The sequence below is a fragment of the Shewanella sp. SR43-8 genome (assembly GCF_014163775.1).
GTDB lineage: Bacteria > Pseudomonadota > Gammaproteobacteria > Enterobacterales > Shewanellaceae > Shewanella > Shewanella vesiculosa.
This window is the reverse complement of record NZ_JACJDX010000003.1, coordinates 243,246-267,501: the sequence shown is the minus strand read 5'-3', so window position 1 is coordinate 267,501 and position 24,256 is coordinate 243,246. Positions and strand designations below refer to the sequence as shown.

Sequence of the window (24,256 nt, the reverse complement as noted above, 5' to 3'; positions counted from 1 at the left end):
GGGTATAATTGAATAAATTTTTACAGGTCCTATTTACGGAGTAATCCATGTCTGTTGAGCGTCAGTTAAAAGAACAATTTGCTGAAAATCTTGAAATTGTTGATGCCTTACTTGCCGATGGTTCAGAGCCTGATGCGGAATATACTATTGAACATCATTTTTCTGCGACCAATTTTGATCGTTTAGAAAAAGCCGCTGTTGACGCATTTAAACTCGGTTTTGAAGTGAACGATGCCGAAGAAATGGAGCTTGAAGATGGCTCGATTATTTTCTGTTTTGATGCTATCGCTAAGCATAAGTTAGAAGTGCCTTTATTGGATAAAGCCTGTGAACAGTTAATTCAACTCGCCGCCAAGCAAAAAGTAGACTATGACGGTTGGGGAACTTACTTTGTTGGTGATGAAGTTGAAGGCGACGAAGAAGACGATGAATTTGAAGATGATGAATACGAAGATGACAATGACTCAGATGATAAATTTCACTAAGTAATCATTTGCTGAATACCGTAAAAAACGCTCATCCATGATGAGCGTTTTTTTTATGGCTGAATAGCAATTATTGATAACCTATTATTTATTAATAATGCTTTGATTACGACCTTGTTGTTTAGCAAGATATAGTGCTTTATCTGCACCGGATAACCAGGTAGAGCTATTGTCTATTTCTGAATCTAAATCATTAATCCCTATACTTATAGTGACTTTTATCAGGCGATTTTCGAATGCTATTTCAGATTCTTCAATGCGTTTTCGTAACCGTTCGGTAAAGTTCAGTGCATCTTCGGCTGTGGTTTTAGATAACACCACGCCAAACTCTTCACCACCATAACGGCCGGCACAGTCGGTTTCACGTAATGCTTGTTTTAACAGATAAGCGATATGTTGGATAACTTTATCGCCAGCAGGGTGACCATACTTGTCGTTAATCAGTTTGAAATTATCGATATCAATCATGACTAAAGATGCCGCATCACCGTAACGTGAATAGCGATCAAACTCTTTTTCCATACAATCTTGCCAGTGGCGACGGTTATGTAGCTGGGTTAAGCCATCGGTTTGGCTTAATTGCTCCAGTTGCTCATTGGCCGATTTTAATTGCAGTTTATTTACCGCTATATCGGTTACATCATAGACAATAATACTGATGTGGGTGATTTGCCCTGTTAATGACGCTAATGGCAGTAAGGTAATGTTCTGATACATAAAATCAGCTCGTCCCGTTACTGGCCGATAGTTTTTAAACTTGAATACGTATGGACGTTGTTCCCAACTAATAAAAGTGCGATTTTTTAATACAAATACCGATTCCATTTTTTTCTTCAGCCAATCAGCCTGTAAATCTGGAAACTGTTCGAACAGATTTTTACCCTTAATGGAGTTCGGTGATACGCCGCTGTGGTTTTCCATAAAACCATTCCAAAGCTGGATATTATAGTCGCGATCGAGCACAACTAAGCCTACCTCAATGGTTTGCACCATATCGATTAGCCAGTGAAGCTCATTCATCGCACTTTGGTCATTTGACATAAAGAGTATCCAACATTAATCGAGTAAGTAGCCAAGCTTATAGTTAAGCGTAGGAATAGAGTCTTCAGTAAACAGCAGCAAAAGATCACATTGAATATTGTAATCTTCGATTCGATAGTTGATTTCCATCGCTAGAGTTCGTTGCCATTTGTCAGAGTTGTCGTGAATGAGTTCATTGACGCTGCAATGTCTGCCAAGTACAACCGGATGTGCCTGACTGAATTTCATGTCAAGTTGTTCAGATATACCATTTAGAAATGCTCCTATGAGCACGTTACCGGTATCCATCATCACTTCTATTTCTGTGGTGATGTCTTCTGGATTATCTAAGCCCATCAATTTGGCCATGTCTTCAAAGCTAGAGTCATGGAACAGCAATAACGCTTCACCAGCGATTCCTGCACCAATAAATCCTTGGCACAGCCCTGATACAGTTGAGTTTCGCTCGGTGGCTTTTAAGGCCATGGTTAATTCACTAACTTCTAGCACGTTCACATTTGGGATTGGTAATAATACAAATACATCTAGAAGCTTAGCGAGTAAGTCTGCGGCTCTACCCATAGCGACGTTAGCGATTTCTTGGCATGCGTCACGCATATCAACTTTCATCATTGGAGTGTCGTCAGCTTTATTACCCTGAGTAAGGGTTAAAATGCCGTACTCTTGCAAAATATGGCTGATAGCTTCTGCACTAACGGGTTTTTGAATAAAGTCTAGAGCACCTAAAGCTTTGACTCGCTCATGGGCCTTAATTTGAATATCACCTGACACCACAATGATCAGCGCGGGTAAATCTTGCTGTTGTACCGCTTGGAGTACTTCATAACCATCCATGACCGGCATGTTGAGATCGAGAAAGACAATCTCACCTTTACCTGCGCGAATGACCTCAAGCCCTTCGGCACCATTGGTGGCGTAGCTAATTTCAACGTCCCAGTCTTTGGGGAGAGTTCTTGCCATTTGTTTTCTGGCGAGTGCAGAGTCGTCGCATATTAATATTGGAATGGTCATTGTTGCTGGTCTTCCTTATTTCGCCTTTAAGAAAAAAACACCCATTAATGCAACCGCGAGTGGTATGAGGCGGATAGTTATAATTATAAGACTATTTACAGCGATTTTTTGTTCGTTAGCTCATTATACGTATTTGCTTACAATATTGATAACTTAGTTTTAACATTTAATTAAGTTGGTAACATTTGTATAGCTGTTACCACAATGTCATCAATGTCATATCAATCTGGCGTTATATTTAGTGTAGAAGCATGAAGATTGGATGGTTACGCCTAAATTAATACTGTATCAGGCTAACACTCAATGGAATATTGTTCAAAATAAAGCGTGGCAACATTTTGACCAATGCTGATTATTTGTCATGTTATTACTATTCGGCAGATAGTCCAGATATGTTAGTCTAAAAACTGGACTGACCAGTAGTAGGGTGCTTTATGGAAAAAGAGTTAATTAAGTTCAGGGTTGAGCATGGTATTGCCCATGTTTGCTTAAACAGACCCAGTAAAATAAATGCGCTTAATGTTGAGATGTTTACCGCGATAGATGCGCTTATTAAGCAGATCAGCGCTGATAAACAGATTAATGCGGTGATTTTATCCGGCGCCGAAGGCAATTTCTGTTCAGGCTTAGATGTGAAGAGTGTGGCGAGTTCACCCACCAGTGCCTTGAAGCTATTATTTAAGTGGTTGCCAGGTAATGCAAACTTAGCTCAGCGGGTGTCTTTGGGCTGGCAGCGTTTACCGATTCCTGTTATTGCGGTGTTAGACGGCTGTTGTTATGGCGGTGGCACCCAAATAGCTTTAGGGGCTGATATTCGTATTGCCACGCCACATTGTAAGTTGTCGATAATGGAAGCAAAGTGGGGGCTTGTGCCAGATATGGCTGGTTTGGTGGCATTAAGACAAATTATGCCGAAAGACAAAGCGTTGATGTTGACCTATACCGCGGATATTTTAACTGCTGAGCAAGCGCTTGAGCTAGGTTTGGTGACTCAAATAAGTGATAACGCTTATGAGTATGCTACGGCATTAGCTCAAAAAATTATGCGTACTTCGCCCGATGCCAATGCCGCCATTAAACGCAGTATCAATCAAAGTTGGAGTGCCTCTGTACGCAGTTTATTAGCCCGGGAATCGTTGAGCCAAATTCGATTGTTATTGGGGAAAAACCGGTTGATTGCTGCGATTAGACAAACTAAAAATCCACATAAGGCCTATCGCGTTCGTCAGTCTTGGTGGTAAGTAAATCGATTAGCATTAATGTATCAATGCAATAACTATCTACCGATAACGGTTCGGGAAAAGCCTTCAATTTGATTCAGGGCTTCTTCCCAGCCACTAGCATTGCTTAAATCTAAACTCATCTTATATTGGCGATAGTATCGAGCCGGTTTAACTTGATTGTAATTAAGTCGAGTAGGAGCTTGTTCAATCGAATTAGGGTGTGCATCAGCCGATTGAATATCGAGTATTGGAATCGACATAGTCACTAATTGCTCGGCAATTGATTTACGCTGACTTTGCGGGTCAATTAAATATTCGTACTCGCGATAAGGGTTGATGATGACCAGTACATCTGGCGTAGGAATTTTTTTTTCATAGAGCAAATTGATGATCATGCCGGCGCTGTCATCAAGCACAATCATAATCTTTCCGCCAGGGAACAAACTGGTGGTTGCGGGTAATTGATTTAGGGCTTCATTTAGATTGGTTTGTTGAAAATTTCTCAGTTCAAGTAACTGAGATGATTCATATTTAGGAATGCTTTTGTCACTACTTAATTGTAATTGTTCTGTGCCTGCTTTAGTAATTTCTTCAGGTTTAGTGGCATAGTTTGGTCGATATAAGCCTTTTGCTGGTGTGAGGCTAATACTCGCCCAGCCGAGGCTATTAATATTAGTCCGCAGATAGCTGGCTAAACCCGCGGCATCTGCATCTGTGTCTGACGCGGCCACAATCACCGCAGAGCCAAAGTGTTTTTTACTCTGCCAAGACCGGACCAGAATCTCACTTTGTTTACCGTCAATAGTGATAAATTTTATTTCATCAGCAGATAGGTAAGCATAAGGTTGCTGCGCTTTTACGCTCGGCATGGCCATTAATAAGCTTACTGTTACGATTAATAACAGACTTAGTCGTCCTAATTGCACCATAACCTCTCAGTAAAAAACACTTAATATGATTAGCTTAATGTATAACGATGAGTAAAAACAATGCCCTGATAAACAGGGCATTTTTTACACGACATTATTGCTACAACGAGTTAAGCGTTATACGTGGCTAACAAGCACCATACGTATTGCATCAAGCTGTAATTGACTGTTGTCCATATAGCCCGTTAATTCGACCATTTGATTACGAATATATTCTAGTTCGTCTTCACGAATGTTCGGATTAACTGCTTTTAAGGCTTCTAGTCTTTCCAATTCGCCAGTGAGTTGCTGAGTCATTTTAGCGCGGCCATCGACCACTAACTGTGCTAGCGATTGCTTGGCAAACTCTTCACCTTTGGCCAATAAAGGGTGCAAAATAGGCTGCGATGCATTAACAAGCTTACTGGCAATATGACGGTTAACCGCACTAAGTTGCTTATCAAAGCTGGCATAATCCACTTTGTCTGCCATATTTAAGCCATTTTTATCCAGCAACACTCTAATAGGAGTGGGTGGTAAATAACGGTATAGCTGACTCGCCTTTGGCGCCGAGGCATCGGCCATGTAAATCAATTCTAAAAACAGGGTACCTGCAGGTAACGCCTTATTTTTTAGAATGGCTACACTGGTGGTGCCGGTATCTGAGCCGGTGATTAAATCTAAGCCAGTTTGCACTAAAGGGTGCTCTTGCGAAATAAAGGCAATGTCATCACGTGCCAACGCCGTGGTGCGATCGAAGGTGACTGTGATGCCATCTTCATGCAGCCCAGGATACGTTGGGAACATCATATGTTCACTAGGGCGCAAGATAATCGAGTTTTCACCACGATCTTCTTGATCAACACCAATAATGTCCCATAAACGGATCACTGAACCGATTAGATGGGTATCATTATCACTGTCTGACAAGCGTTTAATTAACGCATTAGCGCGCTCGCCGCCATGAGAGTTGATCTCTAGCAGTTTATCGCGGCCTTGCTCCATTGCTTGCTTAAGCTCTTTGTAGCGATGCTGAGTATGATTGAGTAATTGGGTCATTATCTCTTCATCATCGTCGCACAGCACGTTAATCAGCTCATCAGCAAATTCGTTAAATAACACATGTCCGCTCGGGCAAGTGAGTTCAAACGCATTCAATCCTTGATGATACCAACGCATTAATCTTTCTTGGGCGGTATCGCGCAGGTAAGGTAAATGAATTTGAATATCGTTTAGCTGACCAATACGATCTAAACGGCCAATCCGCTGCTCTAGTAAGTCAGGGTTAAGCGGCAAATCGAACAGTACTAGGTGGCTAGCAAATTGGAAATTGCGACCTTCAGAACCGATTTCAGAACAAATTAATGCCTGAGCTCCGCCTTCTTCTTGGGCAAAATACGCCCCGGCTTTGTCACGTTCAATAATCGACATTTCTTCATGAAAAACCGTTGCCTGAATACCTTCGCGAGTACGTAATGCTTCTTCAAGACTTAAAGCCGTTTCAGCTTGGCTGGCAATAATCAGTACTTTTTTGCTGCGGTGAGACTTTAAAAACTCAATTAACCAATCTACTCGAGGATCAAATTTCCACCAACTGGCACTGTCGCTTTCAAAGGCTTGATACAATTTTTCAGGGCTCAATGCCTGAGCGGCTTTATCTTGTGGTTGTTTGGCGCTGCCCATCATGGCATTGACACGTTCCGCGGTAACGTATTGTGCTGGCATGTCTTGTGGATAGGCATTAAACAAACGCTTAGGAAACCCTTTCACTGAGGCGCGACTGTTACGATAAAGAACGCGGCCAGTACCATGACGATCGAGTAATTCTTGCAGTAATTCTTGACGTGCCGCTTGCTGTGATTCGGCATCAACATCCTTTGACTGGATCAAGCGGATACTTGGCTCGATGTCTTTTTCGCTCAGCAATTCGGTTAAGCTATTAATGGCGCTGTCGGGTAATTTACTGTCTTTACTTAATGCTTCAGCGGCTTCTGCCACATCTTTATAGCTTGATTCTTCTGCTAAAAAAGCATCGTAGTCATAAAAACGATCTGGGTCGAGTAGGCGCAAACGAGCAAAGTGACTTTGATGGCCCAGTTGATCTGGTGTTGCAGTTAATAGCAATACGCCAGGGACGACTTCACTTAACGCTTCAACGATTTTATAGGCGCGGCTTGGCGCATCTTCTGACCATTCTAAATGGTGAGCTTCATCGACAACCATTAAGTCCCAATCGGCATCGACAGCTTGTTCAAGACGTTTTTTCTTACGCAATAAATCAAGTGAACAAATAACCAATTGTTCGGTATAGAACGGATTATCATTGTCGGCATAAGCTTCAACACAACGATCTTCATCAAATACTGAAAAACGTAAATTAAAGCGACGTAACATTTCAACTAACCACTGGTGACGTAGCGTATCGGGTACGATAATTAAAATGCGTTCAGCACGACCTGTGAGTAACTGCTGATGAATAATTAAACCCGCTTCAATGGTTTTACCTAACCCTACTTCATCGGCCAATAATACTCGCGGCGCATAGCGACTACCGACTTCATGAGCAATCCATTGTTGATGAGCAATTAAGCCAACTCGTGGGCCTTGCTGACCGAGTAAGTCTGATGTGGCTAATTTGTGGCGTAATAACTGACATTGGTAACGTACACCAAAGCGTTCTAAGCGATCAATTTGCCCAGCAAATAAACGGTCTTGGGGCTTATTGAAACGAATATTGTGGTTCAGCATCGTCTCACGAAGACTGACCTTTTCTTTGGTTTCGCTGTGGATCCCGTGATAAATCACCAATTGATTTTTTTCTTCAAGCTCTTCAATGGTGATACTCCAACCTTCACCGCTTTCGACAGTGTCTCCGGGGTTAAAAATAACCCGGGTTAAGGGAGCTTCACTGCGAGAAAACATCCGGTTTTCTCCAGTGGCAGGAAATAGCAGCGTAACCATGCGGCCTTCAACTTGAACGACTGTTCCTAATCCGAGTTCTGACTCGGTATCACTTATCCAGCGTTGACCTAAGGCAAACGGCATCTTCTACTCTCATTTATTGCGTGAAACAAAAAAGGGGGCGTATGTTAAACCAAACCCATCCAGATTGAAATTCTAGCATTGATTTATCGTGTAGATGTTCATTTTTACACCATCTTGACATGTTAGCGTCACATTGACGTCATAGTGTGAAACAAAGGCGTTAATGATGACATTGAGTTTTTCTTCAGCCAGTGGCATATTTTATGAAGGCAGCATTGTTATGGCAATGGCCTGTTTTCAATAAAGACTTTAATTATTCCTTTAATGTTATACGTTTAGCTAAGTGATACTGATTCTATTCATTGAGAGCACTCTGGAGGCACCATGCAACAAGACGACAAAAAGTTGTTTGTACTGGATACCAACGTGTTACTGCATGAACCTTTAGCGATATATTCGTTTAAAGAACATGACGTAATTATTCCCATGACTGTGTTAGAAGAGCTCGACAGTATTAAGGACAGGAAGCGAGATGTGAGTCGTGATGCTCGGGTTGCCATACGAGCATTAGAAGATATTTTGGGGGGACCCACTACTCCGGAGCAAATTTTAAAAGGCGTTCCATTACCTACACGCGAGGAGCATGCTGAGGTATCGGGGCATTTGTCGATTTTTCCTGATCATCAAATAGAATTCATTATCGGCTCACTCCCTGGTGATAATAACGATAACCGCATTATTAATACCGCGCTGCATTTACAAAAACTTCATTTTCCCCGCACCGTAGTGCTCGTTACTAAAGACATTAACATGCGCTTAAAGGCCAAAGGCGCCGGTATTGAGCGAGTAGAAGATTATCGTACTGATCAATTGATTGATGATGTGCGCTTTCTTGCTAAAGGCTTTTACCAGTTCCCAGGTGATTTTTGGCAAAATATCGATAAAGTCTCTACCGATCGCAAAGACCGCCATACGGTTCATCAAGTACCATTGGAGCATCTTGGTAATGAAAACTTTTATCTCAATCAGTATTTAATTGACGACAGTTCCGATTTTTGCGGCCGTGTTGCCAGTAAAACAGATCAATACCTAGAGATCATTGATCGTGGCCGCGATCGCTTATTGCATCATCAAGCTTGGGGGGTTAAACCGAAGAATATTTATCAAGGCATGGCACTTGATGCCTTGCTGGATCCTGACATCGAACTGATTATTCTGACGGGGCCCGCTGGCTGCGGTAAAACACTATTAGCCATGGCGGCTGCATTAGAGCTGGTGGTTGAGCGTAAACTTTACGACAAAATCATTGTAACTCGTAACACCCCCGAAATTGCTGAGTCGATAGGTTTTTTACCTGGCACCGAGGAAGAGAAGATGACTCCCTGGCTAGCTGCAATTACCGATACCTTAGAAGTGCTCCACAAAAATGATGTTAACCCTAGCGGCAGCGTGAACTACATAATGGAAAAGGCCAACATTCAATTTAAGTCGATTAACTTTATGCGTGGTCGCTCGATTCAAAACTCAGTGGTCATTTTAGATGAATGCCAAAACCTCACCGCATCACAAATTAAGACCATGATCACCCGAATGGGTGAGGGTACTAAGCTGATCTGCAGCGGTAATTTAGCCCAAATAGATTCGACTTACTTAACCGCAGTGACGTCAGGCTTAACCTACATAGTCGAGCGTTTTAAAGACTTTGAAGGCAGCGCTAATATTTATCTCAATGGTGTGGTTCGTTCACGATTAGCTGAATTTGCTGAGGAGCATCTGTAATCGGTTAACCAATAGAAAGCGTTATCTGCACCAAAGAAGCTGATATTCTCATACATACATAAGGTTACATTGGATAACCTTATGTATTATCACTCTTTTAAATAAGTCTTAAGGTTTGTGATGTTTACTGGCCGCAGGTTAGGCAAGTCCCTTGGGCTATTAATACATGTGCTTGAGCTTATGTTCCTGATATCATAATCAATAGTTTTATATTACCGAATTTTTTGGTGTTATTCGTTCGACAGCGGGTCTTTTTTTACGCTGTATCAAGGGTGGTTAATGAAACCGACTGAGCCAGATTTACAACTAAAATCTCCTATTCAACGTAATTATAACCGAGCGGTGTTCTACACTTATATCGGGGTAATTGTGATGGCGTTACTGACGGCAGGCATTATGTTTGAACGTCAAAAAGAGCAGCAAATTCAACAGCGAGAAGAGCAGGTTGCCCGTCATGTTATGCAAATCGACTTATTGCTCGAGTCGAGTATTCGCGCTGTGAAAAGTTTACGTGATGTGGCTGTTGATCATCTACGCTTAGGTGAGTTTGTGCGTAAACAACGCTTACCAGAATATGAAAAGTTTAACGAAGATGGCCAGTATTTTACCTTAGAACCCAATTACGCTAACAGCGGCTTGCCATTTACTAACATGGGCAGGATTACTGGTGCGGGCTCACTAGAAGGACGTAGTGAGAGCTTCTACCAAGAGTTGGAAATGCTGTTTGAGCTATCATTATCTTTCCCCGTTGCCAAAGAAGCAGCCCCTAAAGCCTCATCAATTTATTATATTTCTAAACGTCGAATGATGTCATTTTACCCATGGGAAAGTAATGACTTACGCTTTAGAGATGAATTACTCAATAAGAAACAGTTTCAATTATCGACCCCGTCAATGAACCCGCAACGCAGCGTATTTTGGAGTGAGGCCTACATTGACTCAGCCCACCAAGGCTTAATTACTACGCTAGGTTTACCGGTATATTTAGACGATGAGTTTATTGGTTCAATTAATTTAGACATGACCTTGTCGTCGTTAGATAAGCAAATTCGTACTTACTTTAAAATGCCTGGTACGGTGATTTTGCTTGATCAGCAAAACAATATTTTATCTCACAGTGACTTTGATTCTAATGAGATGAATAAGGTTTATCATATTAGCCAGCGCATTCCGGCAGAGTTACATTCGTTGTCTGAATCTGAGTTATTTGATGCCCACGAAGGCATTTTACGTAACGGCTATTATATTCACAGCGTTGCACTGCATAACGCCCCATGGCGCTTGCTGTATTTGCAAGATGAAGATGATTTATTTAAAGATTCGTGGGACAAGCTGCAACTGAGCTTTTTGTTAGTGGTGCTGGCCCTGTCGCTGCTGGTTACTATTGTGCATTGGCAAACGCGTCGTGCATTCGTTAGCCCAGCTTCACGCTTGCTAACACATTTGGAAGCGTGTTCTCAAACACCAATCAGACCGCCGGAAAAAATGACTCATGGCTGGGAGCCGTGGTTTGCATTGGTGAGCCGTATTTTTGAAGAAAACCGCCAATATACTCATCATCTAGCCGAACAAAATAAACGCCTAGATAATTTAGTGGCGCGCCGAACTCAGCGTTTACGTGAAACGACTGAGCGCCGTGAACGTGAATTTGCACTATTGCGGTCATTAATCGACTCAATCCCTGAAGCGATTGTGTTTAAAGATAAAGAAGGTAAATATTTAGGCTGTAACAAATCAGCAGAAAGAATGCTGGGTTACCGCGAAAATGAGATTATTGGCTTAACCTCATCAGAAGTGGTTAGCCCAGAGCAGGGCCAGCGCATTGGTGAGGAAGATAACAAAGTATTGACCCAACAGCATTCATTACGTTACCAAGAGCGGGTGAATATTGAAGGTAAACCAGTATTACTCGATACCTTTAAACTGCCATTTTATAATCGCCGTGGCGACCTATTAGGTTTGATTTCCGTTTGGCGTGATATTACTCGTGAATACGAGGCAGCTGAACAATTGCGGATGTCTGAGCAACGTTATCATCTTGCTATGGATGCGGTAGAAGATGGATTGTGGGATTGGTACATTGATTCGGAACAGATTATTTGTAATCCGGCCTTCTATTCGATGTTGGGTTATCAAGCCCATGAATTTCCGCCATTACTCGAATCAATCGATGAATTGTATCATCCTGACGATCGTGACCGGGTGCAGGAATATCGCTCTCAGTATGTGCGTGATCCGGTTGGTACTTATGAAATTGAGTTCAGAATGCGCGGTAAAAATGGCCAGTATTACTGGGTGTTATCCCGTGGTCGCGCAGTCGAATTTTCTGAGGACGGTTGCAGTAAGCGGATGCTAGGTACTCATAAAGACATTACTCGTCAGAAGAGTAACGAAGTGGCCTTGCTCGAAGCCAAACAAGATGCTGAATTGGCCAATATGTATAAGAGTGAGTTTTTGGCTAACATGAGTCATGAAATTCGCACGCCAATGAACGCGATTATTGGCATGCTGCAGTTGGCGCAACGGACTAATTTAACCCCGCAACAGCAAGATTACCTTCATAAAGCTGGTTTCTCAGCTCAGTCGCTACTGCGTATTATCAACGATATTCTAGATTTTTCTAAAATCGAAGCCGGTAAATTAGAGTTAGAAAGAGTCGCTTTCCCGCTGGATAAAGTGCTTGATCATGTTATTGATATTAATGCCATGAAAGCGCAAGAAAAAGGCGTTGAATTACTGCTGTATGCGCCTGTCACCGCAGGACTTATCCTGTACGGCGATCCGCTACGTTTAGGCCAAGTCATCGTTAATTTATTGTCTAATGCGGTTAAATTTACCCAAACGGGTGAAGTTGAGCTGGGTTGTGAAGATGTGGGTGAGCGTGACGACCGCATTACCATGAAGTTTTGGGTACGCGATACCGGTATTGGGATCAGTAAAGACCAACAAGCAATGCTGTTTGATGCCTTTTCACAAGCCGATGGTTCAACCACACGTAAATATGGCGGCACAGGCTTAGGTTTATCGATCAGTAAACATTTAGTGTCGATGATGGGCGGCACCATGCAAGTAGAGTCCGAGCTAGGATCGGGCAGTACCTTCAGTTTTACCATTAGCTTTGAAATTGCCGAAGAACAAGTCGTCGAGCCATTAGTGGTGCCAGAACAATTAAATAATCTCACTACACTGGTGGTTGATGACAATCCAAGTGCATTACAGATTTACTCTACATTAATGACAGATTTCAGCTTTGGAGTGAATACCGCCGATAGCGGCCAAAAGGCTCTGGAGATTTTACGTAAAAAGCCGGTCGATTTATTGTTGCTAGATTGGATGATGCCAGAAATGAACGGTTGTGACGTGATTAAAGCCGTTGATCAAATGATTGAAGACGGCAGCTTAGAAAAGCGTCCGATCATTATTTTAATGACAGCTTATGCAGCAGAACCATTAGACCATGAATTACAAAAAGATTCTGTTTATGCGGTATTACAAAAACCGTTCAAAGCTTCGGCCTTGTTTGATGAAATTATTAATGCTTTTGCCAAAGAGCCAAAGCTTAATGCTATGCCGGTTATTATTGAAGCCGAACCTACTAAAGCATCCGGTTTAGTGCTATTGGTTGAAGATAACTTTATTAATCAACAAGTGGCATCTGAATTACTCAAAAGTGCCGGTTATGAAGTGGTGATTGCCGATAATGGCCAAGTGGCGTTAGATGTGATCGATTCTAAGCCGTTTGATGCAGTGTTAATGGACATTCAAATGCCAATAATGGATGGATTAACCGCTACCGCAGAATTACGCAAACGTTTTAGTAAAGAACAAATGCCGATTATTGCCATGACTGCCCATGCAATGTCCGGTGATAAAGAGAAAAGTTTAGCCGCAGGCATGAATGCCCATATCACTAAGCCAATTGTGCTTACTGAATTATTTGAAACCTTATCGCATTGGATTACATACAAACACAATCATCAAGACGAGTAGTCTTTTGACGATAGGACATTACCGACAAGGAGATTAATTATGGTCCGCCGTAGTATTTCATTGGCACTGTTGCTGGCGATTACGCCAGCAACATTATTTTCTACAGCCGCAATAGCGGCTAGCGACTCAGCCCAAACAATAATCAACAATGCTGAGGCTGCAACAGGCTTTATCAATCTATTTTACGATGCTAAATCCGCTGAGTTATACCTACAAGCAGATAAACTCAATCAACCCTTTTTATTGCTGACCAGCTTACCTCATGGTGTGGGTTCAAATGATATTGGTTTAGATCGTGGCCAATTAGGCCAAACCCGCATGGTGCAATTTGAACAGCACGGCCCTTTCATTATTTTAAAGCAGCTTAATCCTAATTTTCGTGCCTCTAGTGATAATGTCGCTGAACGCCAAGCGGTTACACAAGCCTTTGCGGAGTCGATTTTATGGCGCGGTAAAGTTGTGGCAGGTAAAACGGCAATCGTTGCAATTAATGACCTAGTGATTAATGATTTGCATGGTGTAACTGATGTGTTGGCGGCAACCAATCAAGGCACCTATAGCTTAGACAGCAGCCGTTCCGTCATTTTACCGCAAGGGATTAAATCGTTTGCACGAAATGCAGATGTTGATGTTAATTTAACCTTTACGGCTAGCAAAGCGGGTAAGCAAGTTGAGCAAGTCACTCCAGACGGTAAAATGCTGTCTGTACGGGTGCGTTATTCATTTGTACAACTGCCAGAGGCCGGTTATCAAGCCCGTAATTATCATCCTATGAGCGGTTATTTGTCTGATCAATATGCCGATTATTCTACTGCGGTTGATCAACCGCTGATACAACGTCATTTATTACGCCACCGATTACAGAAGGTCACGCCTGGGGATGCGCCTAGCAAAGTGGTTAAGCCTATTGTGTATTACCTTGATCCCGGTGTACCAGAGCCGATCCGCAGCGCCTTACTCGAAGGCGCCCGCTGGTGGGAAACGGCCTTTACTGACGCTGGCTTTATCGATGGGTTTAAGGTGGAATTACTGCCCGAAGGTGCTGACCCTCAAGATGTGCGTTATAACATGATCCAATGGGTACATCGCGCCACCCGAGGCTGGTCATATGGCGCAGCGGTTACCGATCCGCGAACGGGTGAAATTATTAAAGGTAATGTCACCTTAGGCAGTTTGAGAGTTCGCCAAGATCACCTCATCGCTAGGGGACTGATTGCTGGATGGCCAGATCGTAAAGCCGCCGCCGACGCGGCAATGGCATTATCACTTGCTCGTATTCGTCAGTTAGCCGCGCATGAGGTGGGCCATACTTTAGGACTGGATCATAACTTTGCCGCATCAACAAATGATGATGCCTCGGTGATGGATTATCCGCATCCATATGCCAGTATTCAAAACGATAAAATCGATATCGCCACCCCATATCGTGAAGGTATTGGTGAGTGGGATAAATACACCATAGCGTATGGTTATGGTGATATAAAACAAACTGACGCATTGTTAACATCGACCTTGACTAAAGGTTTTCGTTATATTGGTGAAGCTGATTCTCGCAGTGTTAGCGCCAGTAATGCATATGCCAGTTTATGGGATCGTGGTAACGATGCTGTTGCTGAGTTAGTGCGTTTAGAAACCGTGCGCCGTAAAGCGATTGACGATTTTAATTCAGATGCGTTATTAGCCGATGAGCCACATGGCGAATTAGCCGATGTGTTTGTGCCTATCTACTTGCTGACTCGTTATCAAATCGACGCCGCAGCGAAGTGGATCGGCGGAACAGATTACAGTTATCAACAAGTCGGCGCAGGTGTACGTTGGAATTATATTCGCCCTGAAATGCAATTTGCTGCACTCGATACCTTGTTGACGAGTTTGCAAACCAAGAGTTTATTAGTGCCGAATAATGTGTTGCAAGCTTTGGTACCTAAAGCGGGAAACTATGCTAAAACCCGCGAAAGTTTTGGATCAAACTTAGGTGTGATTACCGATCCCGCTGCGATGGCTGAAGTCATGAGCCGTCATATTGTGACCCAACTATTAGCGCCAGAGCGTTTAAATCGAGTCAGTCAGGCCTATATGGGTGATAGTCAGCAGCTGTCGGTGGTTAAATTAATTGATAAACTTGTTGGCGCAACCTTGTACCAAGATTTACCTAGTGGACAAGGCTTAGCAGAGCAAATGCGGGTGAACACTGTGGTGATTGATGGTCTATTAGCGACGTATCATAATCCTAAAACAGCCCCTGAAGTGAAAGCCCAGTTGGCGGCAAGAGTTGATTATATTATCAAGCAGCTTAAACGCCGCAGTAATCGTGGTAGCGATTATCAATCAGCACATTATGATTGGTTATTTCAAGGGATAACCAAAGGTATGGATTACTCAAGTTATCGACTTATTACTAAGCCTGTGGACATGCCACCTGGCTCGCCGATTTAACATAGCCCATTATTTTTACGGCAAATATTTTTAACGGCTAATAAAACGCGACCCTATCGGGTCGCGTTTTAGCTTGTGGCAGCTTTAAAACATGCTTGTTATGTGGTTAAAAATATTAAAGTGGATGCCGGCATATAGTTTCATCACTCATTATGCGCAACTTGATGATCAATCACTTTAGGGTTTTTAGGATAGAAGTTATCTGCTTTACGATCGATATGGCTAAATTGACGGGTATTCTTGTAGGGCAGTTTCATGAAGCCTGAAATCCCATGACCTTGAATTTTATTGGCATGAGCGATAATACGATCTAAACAGGCCCGAAACGAAGCTTGTTTACGTGGATTTAATAACCGTAAATAGCTATGAATTTTTAAGTGGTTTGGTAGCGCTTCAAAAATAATACAACCTGTGTGATGTATTTGGTTTAACCAGCCAAGTTCTGTCATGATTTCTGCTGGTAGTTCTAAGTTTTCTTCTGGATCTTTACCGTCTTCAAAATATGAATGCAGCCGAGATTTGTCTTCTAAAGTGGGCACATCACCGACTTCAAAAGGCATTTGCAGTTCACCGGTTATTTTATATTGGTGCTCAGTGCTTTTTCGCTCAAGATGTAAGGTATCTTTAGCATTGAAGAAACAAGCTTTAAATACTCCGATTCGTTTAATTCCCCGCGCCATAGTGACCATGTTATTCACCGCTAATATTAACGGTGCTTTGCTGTCGGGATCGTAAATGGCTAAATTGGAGTCAATAAATACCCCTGATTCTTGCCAATGGATCACGAGACCACCGACAATCGGATACTGTGCTAAACGGCCTACTGCAGCAATAAAGCCTTTTTCGGTATCAGCCATACCGGCCATAAAGTTACGATAATATTTATCCAGTTGCACATCATCCATTTTAGCAATGGGATCTTGAGTATTGTGCTCTTTTAAAAATGATTTTCGTGAACTATAACTCACGGTTTCAACCGTTTTTGAGCGCGGTTGGGCCCACACTGGAATGTCGGGGGTTAACGGCGGAGTCGATAATATCGGTAAATGCATTCTATGGCTGTGACGCAAACTTTTGAGGAAGTAATCACCAGCAAGATTGCGCCGTTCTACATCATCACTGAGCATTGCATCGAGTGTTTTTGCCAGTTCTATGGGCAATCCTATGCTGGTGGCTGGAATGACTTTGGTGCCGAAACGACTGATTTGGCCTGACGCGAGTGCATACAGGGTTGCCGCTGCGCCTTGCTCGTCAAATCTTGGTGTTGATAATGCGCCACTCAGTTGCTCGTGACCAATAAAGTAAACATCTCCCATGCGAGCATTGGTATGCTGCTGATCGCTGGATAATAAGGACATAACATTGTCATCAACCGCGCGGTTGTGTTCATCTCGCTGAGCAAATACCGCAGACCCCCAATCGATTAATGATAGCTTGTCGGTTTCAATATCATAAACTAAGTTCGATGGCTTAATATCGCCGTGTACTAGAGGCTTGCCTTTGCGCAGATAATATAAAATATTAGCCAATTGCCTGGCAATACTCACCACCATTACTGGAGGCAAGGCACCTAATCGCTGACAAATTTTGTCTAAATCTTCGCCTTGAGCCCGCTCCATGACTAATATTCCCTGCTTACCTACGCGTTCAAATTTAATTGCTCCAGGCACGTTAGGATGATGCACTTGGCTGAGCATATAGGCTTCTTCTTCCAGCCTATCTTGAACACTTTGGGGTAAATTTACTCTTGAGAATTTAAACACATGCGACTGGTTAAACTCATTGACTCCTGCAAACACAAAACCATAAGCGCCTTTACCAATAAATTCAATTTGTTGATATCCCAGCTTGCTAAGCTGTTGCTTACACAGACGAACCCAGGCTTTATGCTTACGGGCGTCATTAGCGCTTAGCAGGTAGATAGACTGCTCTTCGTTAATATAAAAGTGCTGCAGCTGCGGTGTTTGCAAAGGTTAGCCTCCATTGACTGTTAACTCATTAAACCTTGATTAACCTTACGACGGCAAGTGCTGTTATTTAAAACATGCGATTCCATTGATATATCAATAAAGTCTATTTAACCTTTTTAGCTGCAAATCACTCAAAGAGCCTATATCAGTCGCTATTTTTAACTGATTAACAGCGGCTTCCTATCTAAAAAAATCCGATATGTAAACCTTGACCTATATCAAATCAAAATGAATCAACACTGGGTATTATGGTTGCAGCAGTTAATGAATGTTTTTTGTGAGAGGTTATATGCATAATATAAATAAAGCTGAATTAATTCAGTTGTTTAATTTTCCTCGGCAGCGAATTTTACAGTCTATGGAAGTGACCCATTGTCCTCATGCGGTATTTTTTAATCAAAGTGATGAGCAATGCATAACATGTCATCAGGGTGAAGAATGTGTGTGGATTAATCATAATGATGAAATGGTCGCACTTGAGTTGAAGTCAATCGACGAATTAAAGCAGCAATTATTAATCGCAGTTGATTACATCGATTCTAATTTAAGCCCACACCATATGTCGCGAAGAAAGTGCCAATGTGAAAACTGTCGTTGGTTAAGGCAAGTACAAATGACTCTAGACGGCAAAGCCTAGGTCGCATATTGCTAAATCAGTAACGGCAGTTGCATCCCTTTTTTTTAGTCTTTAAAGTAGCCTGCACAACACTAGCAACTTGACTGAAGAATAGCATTATGGAACCCAGCTTTTGGCATGAAAAATGGCAATTACAACAAATCGGTTTTCATCTAAACCAAGTGAACCCATTTTTAGTAAAATATTGGCCGCATTTGGGCTTACCTGAAAATAGTGAGGTGTTTGTTCCTTTATGTGGTAAATCGTTAGATATGTTTTATTTGGCCGAACAGCGTCATACGGTGTTAGGCTGTGAATTAAGCTTAATCGCGGTAAAAGATTTTTTTACTGATAACGATATAGTGTATCAAGAGTCTCGTATTAATGATCACGCGGTATTCTCTGCCGAGCAAGTGACCTTATATCAAGGTGATATTTTTACTCTACCTTCCCAATTAACATCATCGATTAGCGGCTTTTATGATCGCGCGGCACTGATTGCTTGGCCTGAAGAAATGCGCCAACAGTATGTTCATACACTAGCTGCACTAGTGCCTGCTGATGTTAGTGGTTTACTCATTACCCTTGATTATCCACAAGAAACCCTAAAAGGACCACCGTTTGCTGTGAGTCCAACCTGGATTGAAACCTACTTAACAGCTTATTTTACGGTCGAGTTACTTGAGTGTGCTGACGTGTTGGCCGATAACTCTAGGTTTGTTTATAAACAGGTGCCTTGGCTTAATGAAGCTGTGTATAAATTGACTCGAAAATCATAACAATGCCCCCAAAAACCTACCGATATACTCTGTAGGTTTTTTAGGTTCAATAGTTTGTTAAGCCATTGTAGTGGAGAGCATAAGGGTTATGCTCTCAGCGTTATCAGTGGACACAAATCGATTTCAGCGTCGGCATAAATTGCCGCTAAATTTGCCAGTTCACGGACCGAGTCTAGCTGTACAGGTAGAGTAAGAGCATAAATAACGCCAAATCAAGGGTTAATAGTAACAGGCTAAGTCAGCTATTTTCTGTAGGCTACCACATGAATAATCAAAGGATCCGCAATGAATTTCAGTGATAAACCTGACCGCAGATGGTCAAAAGCCCATAAATGGGAAAAATACAAAGGTACAGATATATTGCCTATGTGGATTGCTGATACTGAGTTTCGCTGTGCAGAACCTATTTTGTCTGCCTTACATCAGCGCATTGATGATGGCCTGTTCGGTTATACCTCACCGGCTCACGATACCGATGCCTGTGAGGCCGTTGTGGCGTGGTGTCAACGTCAATATAACTGGAAGATTGATCCCAGTTGGCTAGTGTGGACTCCGGGTGTAGTGCCGGCGTTTAATGTGGCTATAAAAGCATATTGCCAAGCAGGGGATACGGTTATCGTACAAACACCCAATTATCCTCCTATATTAGCTGCAGCGGGTATTAATCATCTCAACCGAAACTGTATAGGCTCGATAAAAGTGGCAGGGCGCTGGACACTCGATTTTAATGCCTTAGAAGCGGCGGCCGCGGATCCTAAAGCCAGCTTATTTATTATGTGTAATCCAATGAATCCGCTTGGAACAGTCTTAAACCAAGCAGAACTCGACACAATTGCAGCAATATGCACAAAGCATGGCGTCATGCTGTGTTCGGATGAAATACACTGTGATTTAATTTTAGATGACGTGCCACATTTACCCGCCAGTGCGCACCCAGAGTTGGCTGAGCATTCAGTGACATTGATGGCCGCGAGTAAAACTTTCAATATTGCGGGATTAGGTACGTCTTTTGCTATTATTCCCAACGCAAAATTAAGAGCAGCCTTTAACCATGCCGCCCGTGGAATTATGCCATCGGTCACTGTGACAGGCCTTACTGCCACCAATGCAGCCTTCAGACATTGTGATGAGTGGCATCAACAACAAGTGGCTTATTTAACAGAAAATCGCGATTATTTAGTCACTGAAATTAACAAAATCGACGGTTTAAAAGCTATCGCACCCGCGGCGACTTTTTTACTCTGGGTTGATGCCAGCGGGTTGCAAGTTACCGATACGCAAGCCTGGTGTGAAGCCAAAGGTGTCGGCCCATCAGCGGGCAAAGACTTTGGTGATAAAGACTGTTTTCGCTTGAACTTCGGCTGTTCACGAGATTATTTAGTCGAAGCCATTAAAAAACTGCAGGGCAGAGACGTTTAACCGCCGGCAAAACTTTTGTTTTTTTACGGGTAATATCAATATAAAGTAAAAAAATTGACCCTTCATCCAGTAGTTACTCGTATAAATGTAGAATAAGAATTAAGGGAACGTGTTCCACGATGACATTACCTATACAAAACGCTCAAGAAATGGCTAAACGATCGACAACGTTTGTTGACTCTGGATCATTGCGCAGAACCCCTAAGCTCAACAGTGGCACCGTGGATGATAAGCGCCAAGAAATAGCGCTTTACTTCACCAACACCTTTGATACCTATACGCAACTGTTTGATTGTTTGCGCGATGATGCCGGTTTTTATCAAAAACCTATCCCCTTGCGCCACCCGCTTATTTTCTATCTTGGGCATACGGCCACTTTTTTCATCAACAAGCTACTATTGGCAAAACTGATACCCGATAGGATTAATCCTCATATGGAATCAATTTTTGCGGTGGGTGTTGATGAAATGAGCTGGGATGATCTGTCTGAAGACAGTTATGACTGGCCCAGTGTTGCTGCGGTAAAAGACTATCGCGCTAAAGTACGTGCCACAGTATTAACATTAATTGATACCTTGGACCTGGTGCTACCCATTGATTGGGACAACACCTGGTGGCCTATCGTCATGGGTATTGAGCATGAGCGTATCCACCTTGAGACGTCATCGGTACTCATTCGCCAACATGAATTGGCCAAAGTCCAGCCATTACCTCAATGGCAAGCTTGCAAAGATACTGGCCAAGCTCCAAAAAATAAACTTATCAGCGTTGCCGCTGGCTCAGTAAATCTTGGCAAATCACTTGATAGTGGCTTCTATGGCTGGGACAACGAATATGGCCAACATCAGGCCGAGGTCGCTGAATTTAAAGCCAGCCAATATTTAGTCAGTAATCAGGAGTTTCTCGAGTTTGTTGAGGACGGTGGATATGAGCAAAATCGTTTCTGGAGCGATGAAGGCCTGGCTTGGCGGCAATTTACTGAGGCGAAACACCCAGCATTTTGGCGTTGGCATAATGGCTGGTATTTGCGCTTGATGACGGAAGAAGTTGATATGGCTTGGGATTGGCCTGCTGAAGTTAACTACCATGAAGCGAAAGCGTTTTGTGAATGGAAAACAGTAGTAACGGGGCAACAAATTCGCATGCCAACTGAAGACGAATGGTATCGCTTGTGCACACAAGCGGGCGTCGAAGAGTTGGGGAATAGTGCTGCCAATGCTAACTTGCATCTTGACCATTTTGCCTCATGCTGCCCGGTAACGCGCTATCAACATGGTAATTGGTTTGATGTGGTGGGCAATGTATGGCAATGGACCGAAACGCCGATTTACCCGTTCGATAACTTTAAAGTACACCCATTGTATGACGATTTCACCACGCCGACTTTTGATGGCAAACACAACCTGATCAAAGGTGGTTCATGGATTTCAAGTGGTAATGAAGCACGCCTTAGTGCACGTTATGCATTTAGGCGTCACTTTTTGCAGCATGCAGGATTTCGCTATATTGCCTCTGAAGTGGAGGCAACGTCTCATAAGGCTTACTACGAAAGTGACCAGTTGCTGTCAGAATATGCAGAGTTTCACTTTGGTGACACCTGGTATGGCGTAGATAATTTCCCTAAAGCCTTAGCTGATATTGCACTTGAGGCAATGAAGGGTAAACCCACTGTTAAAGCCCTTGATCTAGGCTGTGCCTGTGGCCGAGCAAGTTTTGAGTTGGCGCGTGAGTTCGATGAAGTAGACGGTATTGATTTTTCTGCCAACTTTACTCGCCTAGCGGCTAAAATGGCACAGCAAGGCGCAGTGCGTTATGCCCGAGCGGAAGAAGGCGAATTAGTGAGCTATCATACTCGAACCCTGCAAGAACTAGGGTTGGAAGCTTATGCAAACCGTGTCGCATTTCATCAAGGTGATGCCTGTAACCTCAAACCCCAATTCACTGCTTATGATTTAGTGCTAGCAGCTAATTTGATTGATAGGCTCTACCAGCCAAGCCGTTTTTTGGCGGATATGGCACAGCGCATCAATGATGGCGGTTTGCTTATTATTGCATCGCCTTACACTTGGCTGGAAGAACATACACCCAAGGCAGAATGGATAGGGGGTTTCAAAAAAGATGGTGAAAACTACAGCACGTTAGATGGCTTGAAAGATCAACTATCAAGCCACTTTAAGTTGATCGGTGAGCCGCGCAAAGTGCCGTTTGTGATCCGTGAAACTCAGCACAAGTTTCAGCATACCTTGTCTGAACTTACGGTTTGGGAGCGCTTGCCTCGCTGATAAGCGCCTCAATTTCCTCTGCAATCAATTTGTGGTCTACCAGTTGTTCAAACCAACTGGTGGCCACAATATCGCTTTGCAATCCAAGCAAGGTTCCCAGCACTATGCCGCGATGTACGTTGTCGCCGCCTAAGTTAGTATTCACTCGCAGTGCTTGCCAAGGATCATGTTGGTATTTACAGGCCAGATACAAGACCACAGGCCAAGAATCTGAAATATAACATGCCCTTGAAAACACTTGGCCTACGACCTGATTGTCGGGCACGTTACGTTTTAACAGACCAGCTAAATGAGTACTCGTTAAGCCTTTACTTGCTTCAAGTAAAAGTGCTTTCGCGCTGGCCTCATCGGGCCCTTCCATCAGAGCACATAAGAGTTGTACGTAGCTATCACACACCTGCATTAAGGATTCATCAGGATGGGTTAAGGCCAGATGCGCTCGGCAGGTAATCTTTATTTCGGCTTCGCTTATGCCCTTAAGTCGTTCTGAAAACACCAAAGGCGCTATGGTTACCAATGCACCAATGGATGCAGTGTCGTGAGTTATCATCCCACAATTTTCAGGCTTGCGTCCCTGTGCTAAGTTAGCAAAAAATCCTCTATGGTAGGACTCTGCATAAGTATCGGGATGAGAGGCGGGAGTCATTGTCATAAAGTCAATGTAGGCATTAACAAATGCTTGTCGGTCGTAGCGTTGTGGCGAACTCGCCAGAGTACGCATCAGTACGCGAGCGCAATGGGCGTTAAGGGTATTTTCACCCGCCTGCATGCCTTGATGATAATGCACATTCGGTCTGTCCCAAAACTGAGCTTTATCTTTTAAAATAATATCGCCTATTACTTGCGGCGGCTGATTGTGAGCATCATGTCCCTTAGACGACCGATCATTGGATTGTCGCCCTCCTTTGTGTTTTGAGTGCAATGACATAATAGATGAAGGGTGAAACTCAGGTGCGGCTTCAAAGCGCTGAATACCACCAGTAAAAGCACGCTCGATTTCCATTGGTTGATAATACCAATGCACTGGCATGGCTAAAGCATCAGCAATAAAGCTTGTTTTAAGTGCCCAGGTAACGCGAAGTGGCTGAGAAGGGTTGTGATTCATGGTAATGCCTCTTTCACATGGTATAAAAGCACTCGCATCTAGATTAGATACAGCAACAATGGATAACCAATAGATAATTTTTACGACGTGAATATTGATTAAAAACGTCTGTGTTTATATTTGATACGTGATTTATACAAAACTAGACGTTTTTTTAAGGCAATAGGTTAAATTTATTTCGTAAGCGTAATCTTCACCCCGACAAGTACAACCGCTTTTTGAGTGTG

Annotated in this window: 15 protein-coding genes; 9 read left to right on the top strand and 6 right to left on the bottom strand. The window is 42.9% G+C overall.

Going from position 1 to position 24,256, the window contains the following annotated elements; genetic code table 11:
* Window positions 1-47 precede the first annotated feature (47 nt).
* The gene (gene rraB / locus H5114_RS05380; protein ID WP_124015121.1) at window positions 48-485 is read left to right on the top strand and encodes a ribonuclease E inhibitor RraB; all 438 of its coding nucleotides are present in this window, start codon (window positions 48-50) and stop codon (window positions 483-485) included.
* An 84-nt stretch (window positions 486-569) separates the two neighbouring features.
* On the opposite strand, the gene H5114_RS05375 is transcribed toward rraB, so the two are convergent.
* Together H5114_RS05375 and H5114_RS05370 are read right to left on the bottom strand one after the other, a co-directional pair.
* The gene (locus tag H5114_RS05375) at window positions 570-1,526 is read right to left on the bottom strand and encodes a sensor domain-containing diguanylate cyclase (protein WP_182696748.1); all 957 of its coding nucleotides are present in this window, start codon (window positions 1,524-1,526) and stop codon (window positions 570-572) included.
* Between the two features lie 15 nt (window positions 1,527-1,541).
* Window positions 1,542-2,537, bottom strand: coding sequence for a response regulator (locus H5114_RS05370; RefSeq protein WP_124015119.1), 996 nt, complete (start codon window positions 2,535-2,537; stop codon window positions 1,542-1,544).
* A 434-nt stretch (window positions 2,538-2,971) separates the two neighbouring features.
* Here H5114_RS05370 and H5114_RS05365 point away from each other — a divergent pair, with 434 nt between their 5' ends.
* Complete coding sequence (locus H5114_RS05365) at window positions 2,972-3,778, top strand: crotonase/enoyl-CoA hydratase family protein (RefSeq protein WP_182722390.1); 807 nt, start codon at window positions 2,972-2,974, stop codon at window positions 3,776-3,778.
* Window positions 3,779-3,813: 35 nt separating this feature from the next.
* Here the strand turns inward: H5114_RS05365 and H5114_RS05360 are convergent, their stop codons facing one another.
* A complete protein-coding gene (locus H5114_RS05360; RefSeq protein WP_182722389.1) occupies window positions 3,814-4,689 on the bottom strand; it encodes a DUF3530 family protein in 876 nt (291 codons plus the stop codon).
* Between the two features lie 117 nt (window positions 4,690-4,806).
* Window positions 4,807-7,713 carry an RNA polymerase-associated protein RapA gene (rapA, locus tag H5114_RS05355; protein ID WP_182722388.1) on the bottom strand — a complete coding sequence of 969 codons (2,907 nt, stop codon included), beginning with the start codon at window positions 7,711-7,713 and terminating at the stop codon, window positions 4,807-4,809.
* Between the two features lie 324 nt (window positions 7,714-8,037).
* Here rapA and H5114_RS05350 point away from each other — a divergent pair, with 324 nt between their 5' ends.
* The 3 genes from H5114_RS05350 (at window position 8,038) to H5114_RS05340 (ending at window position 15,858) form a co-directional block, all read left to right on the top strand.
* Entirely contained in the window at window positions 8,038-9,432 is a 1,395-nt protein-coding gene (locus H5114_RS05350) for a PhoH family protein (protein ID WP_182722387.1), read from the top strand.
* Window positions 9,433-9,711: 279 nt separating this feature from the next.
* A complete protein-coding gene (locus H5114_RS05345; RefSeq protein WP_182722386.1) occupies window positions 9,712-13,422 on the top strand; it encodes a response regulator in 3,711 nt (1,236 codons plus the stop codon).
* 39 nt (window positions 13,423-13,461) lie between these two features.
* On the top strand, window positions 13,462-15,858 hold the full coding sequence (locus tag H5114_RS05340; protein ID WP_182722385.1) for a zinc-dependent metalloprotease: 2,397 nt from the start codon (window positions 13,462-13,464) through the stop codon (window positions 15,856-15,858).
* A 143-nt stretch (window positions 15,859-16,001) separates the two neighbouring features.
* On the opposite strand, the gene H5114_RS05335 is transcribed toward H5114_RS05340, so the two are convergent.
* Window positions 16,002-17,828: a protein kinase domain-containing protein gene (locus H5114_RS05335; protein ID WP_182722384.1), complete on the bottom strand. Its 1,827-nt coding sequence runs from the start codon at window positions 17,826-17,828 to the stop codon at window positions 16,002-16,004.
* Window positions 17,829-18,117: 289 nt separating this feature from the next.
* Between H5114_RS05335 and H5114_RS05330 the strand changes: the two genes are divergently transcribed.
* From H5114_RS05330 to ovoA, 4 genes are all read left to right on the top strand, one after another.
* The gene (locus tag H5114_RS05330) at window positions 18,118-18,465 is read left to right on the top strand and encodes a hypothetical protein (RefSeq protein WP_124015111.1); all 348 of its coding nucleotides are present in this window, start codon (window positions 18,118-18,120) and stop codon (window positions 18,463-18,465) included.
* A 98-nt stretch (window positions 18,466-18,563) separates the two neighbouring features.
* Window positions 18,564-19,223, top strand: a complete 660-nt coding sequence (locus tag H5114_RS05325; RefSeq protein ID WP_124015110.1) for a thiopurine S-methyltransferase — start codon at window positions 18,564-18,566, stop codon at window positions 19,221-19,223.
* A gap of 285 nt (window positions 19,224-19,508) precedes the next feature.
* The gene (locus H5114_RS05320; RefSeq protein WP_182722383.1) at window positions 19,509-20,642 is read left to right on the top strand and encodes a MalY/PatB family protein; all 1,134 of its coding nucleotides are present in this window, start codon (window positions 19,509-19,511) and stop codon (window positions 20,640-20,642) included.
* A gap of 119 nt (window positions 20,643-20,761) precedes the next feature.
* Window positions 20,762-22,924, top strand: coding sequence for a 5-histidylcysteine sulfoxide synthase (gene ovoA, locus H5114_RS05315; RefSeq protein ID WP_182722382.1), 2,163 nt, complete (start codon window positions 20,762-20,764; stop codon window positions 22,922-22,924).
* Here ovoA and H5114_RS05310 read toward each other — a convergent pair.
* Complete coding sequence (locus H5114_RS05310; RefSeq protein WP_182722381.1) at window positions 22,896-24,029, bottom strand: ADP-ribosylglycohydrolase family protein; 1,134 nt, start codon at window positions 24,027-24,029, stop codon at window positions 22,896-22,898. The two genes, ovoA and H5114_RS05310, sit on opposite strands and share 29 nt — an antisense overlap.
* Window positions 24,030-24,256 lie beyond the last annotated feature (227 nt).

What these genes read in the sequence shown, in the direction of transcription:
- rraB (WP_124015121.1), top strand. Translation starts at nt 48, where the DNA reads ATGTCTGTTGAGCGTCAGTTAAAAGAACAATTTGCTGAAAATCTTGAA.
- H5114_RS05375 (WP_182696748.1), bottom strand. Translation starts at nt 1,526, where the DNA reads ATGTCAAATGACCAAAGTGCGATGAATGAGCTTCACTGGCTAATCGAT.
- H5114_RS05370 (WP_124015119.1), bottom strand. Translation starts at nt 2,537, where the DNA reads ATGACCATTCCAATATTAATATGCGACGACTCTGCACTCGCCAGAAAA.
- H5114_RS05365 (WP_182722390.1), top strand. Translation starts at nt 2,972, where the DNA reads ATGGAAAAAGAGTTAATTAAGTTCAGGGTTGAGCATGGTATTGCCCAT.
- H5114_RS05360 (WP_182722389.1), bottom strand. Translation starts at nt 4,689, where the DNA reads ATGGTGCAATTAGGACGACTAAGTCTGTTATTAATCGTAACAGTAAGC.
- rapA (WP_182722388.1), bottom strand. Translation starts at nt 7,713, where the DNA reads ATGCCGTTTGCCTTAGGTCAACGCTGGATAAGTGATACCGAGTCAGAA.
- H5114_RS05350 (WP_182722387.1), top strand. Translation starts at nt 8,038, where the DNA reads ATGCAACAAGACGACAAAAAGTTGTTTGTACTGGATACCAACGTGTTA.
- H5114_RS05345 (WP_182722386.1), top strand. Translation starts at nt 9,712, where the DNA reads ATGAAACCGACTGAGCCAGATTTACAACTAAAATCTCCTATTCAACGT.
- H5114_RS05340 (WP_182722385.1), top strand. Translation starts at nt 13,462, where the DNA reads ATGGTCCGCCGTAGTATTTCATTGGCACTGTTGCTGGCGATTACGCCA.
- H5114_RS05330 (WP_124015111.1), top strand. Translation starts at nt 18,118, where the DNA reads ATGCATAATATAAATAAAGCTGAATTAATTCAGTTGTTTAATTTTCCT.
- H5114_RS05325 (WP_124015110.1), top strand. Translation starts at nt 18,564, where the DNA reads ATGGAACCCAGCTTTTGGCATGAAAAATGGCAATTACAACAAATCGGT.
- H5114_RS05320 (WP_182722383.1), top strand. Translation starts at nt 19,509, where the DNA reads ATGAATTTCAGTGATAAACCTGACCGCAGATGGTCAAAAGCCCATAAA.
- ovoA (WP_182722382.1), top strand. Translation starts at nt 20,762, where the DNA reads ATGACATTACCTATACAAAACGCTCAAGAAATGGCTAAACGATCGACA.
- H5114_RS05310 (WP_182722381.1), bottom strand. Translation starts at nt 24,029, where the DNA reads ATGAATCACAACCCTTCTCAGCCACTTCGCGTTACCTGGGCACTTAAA.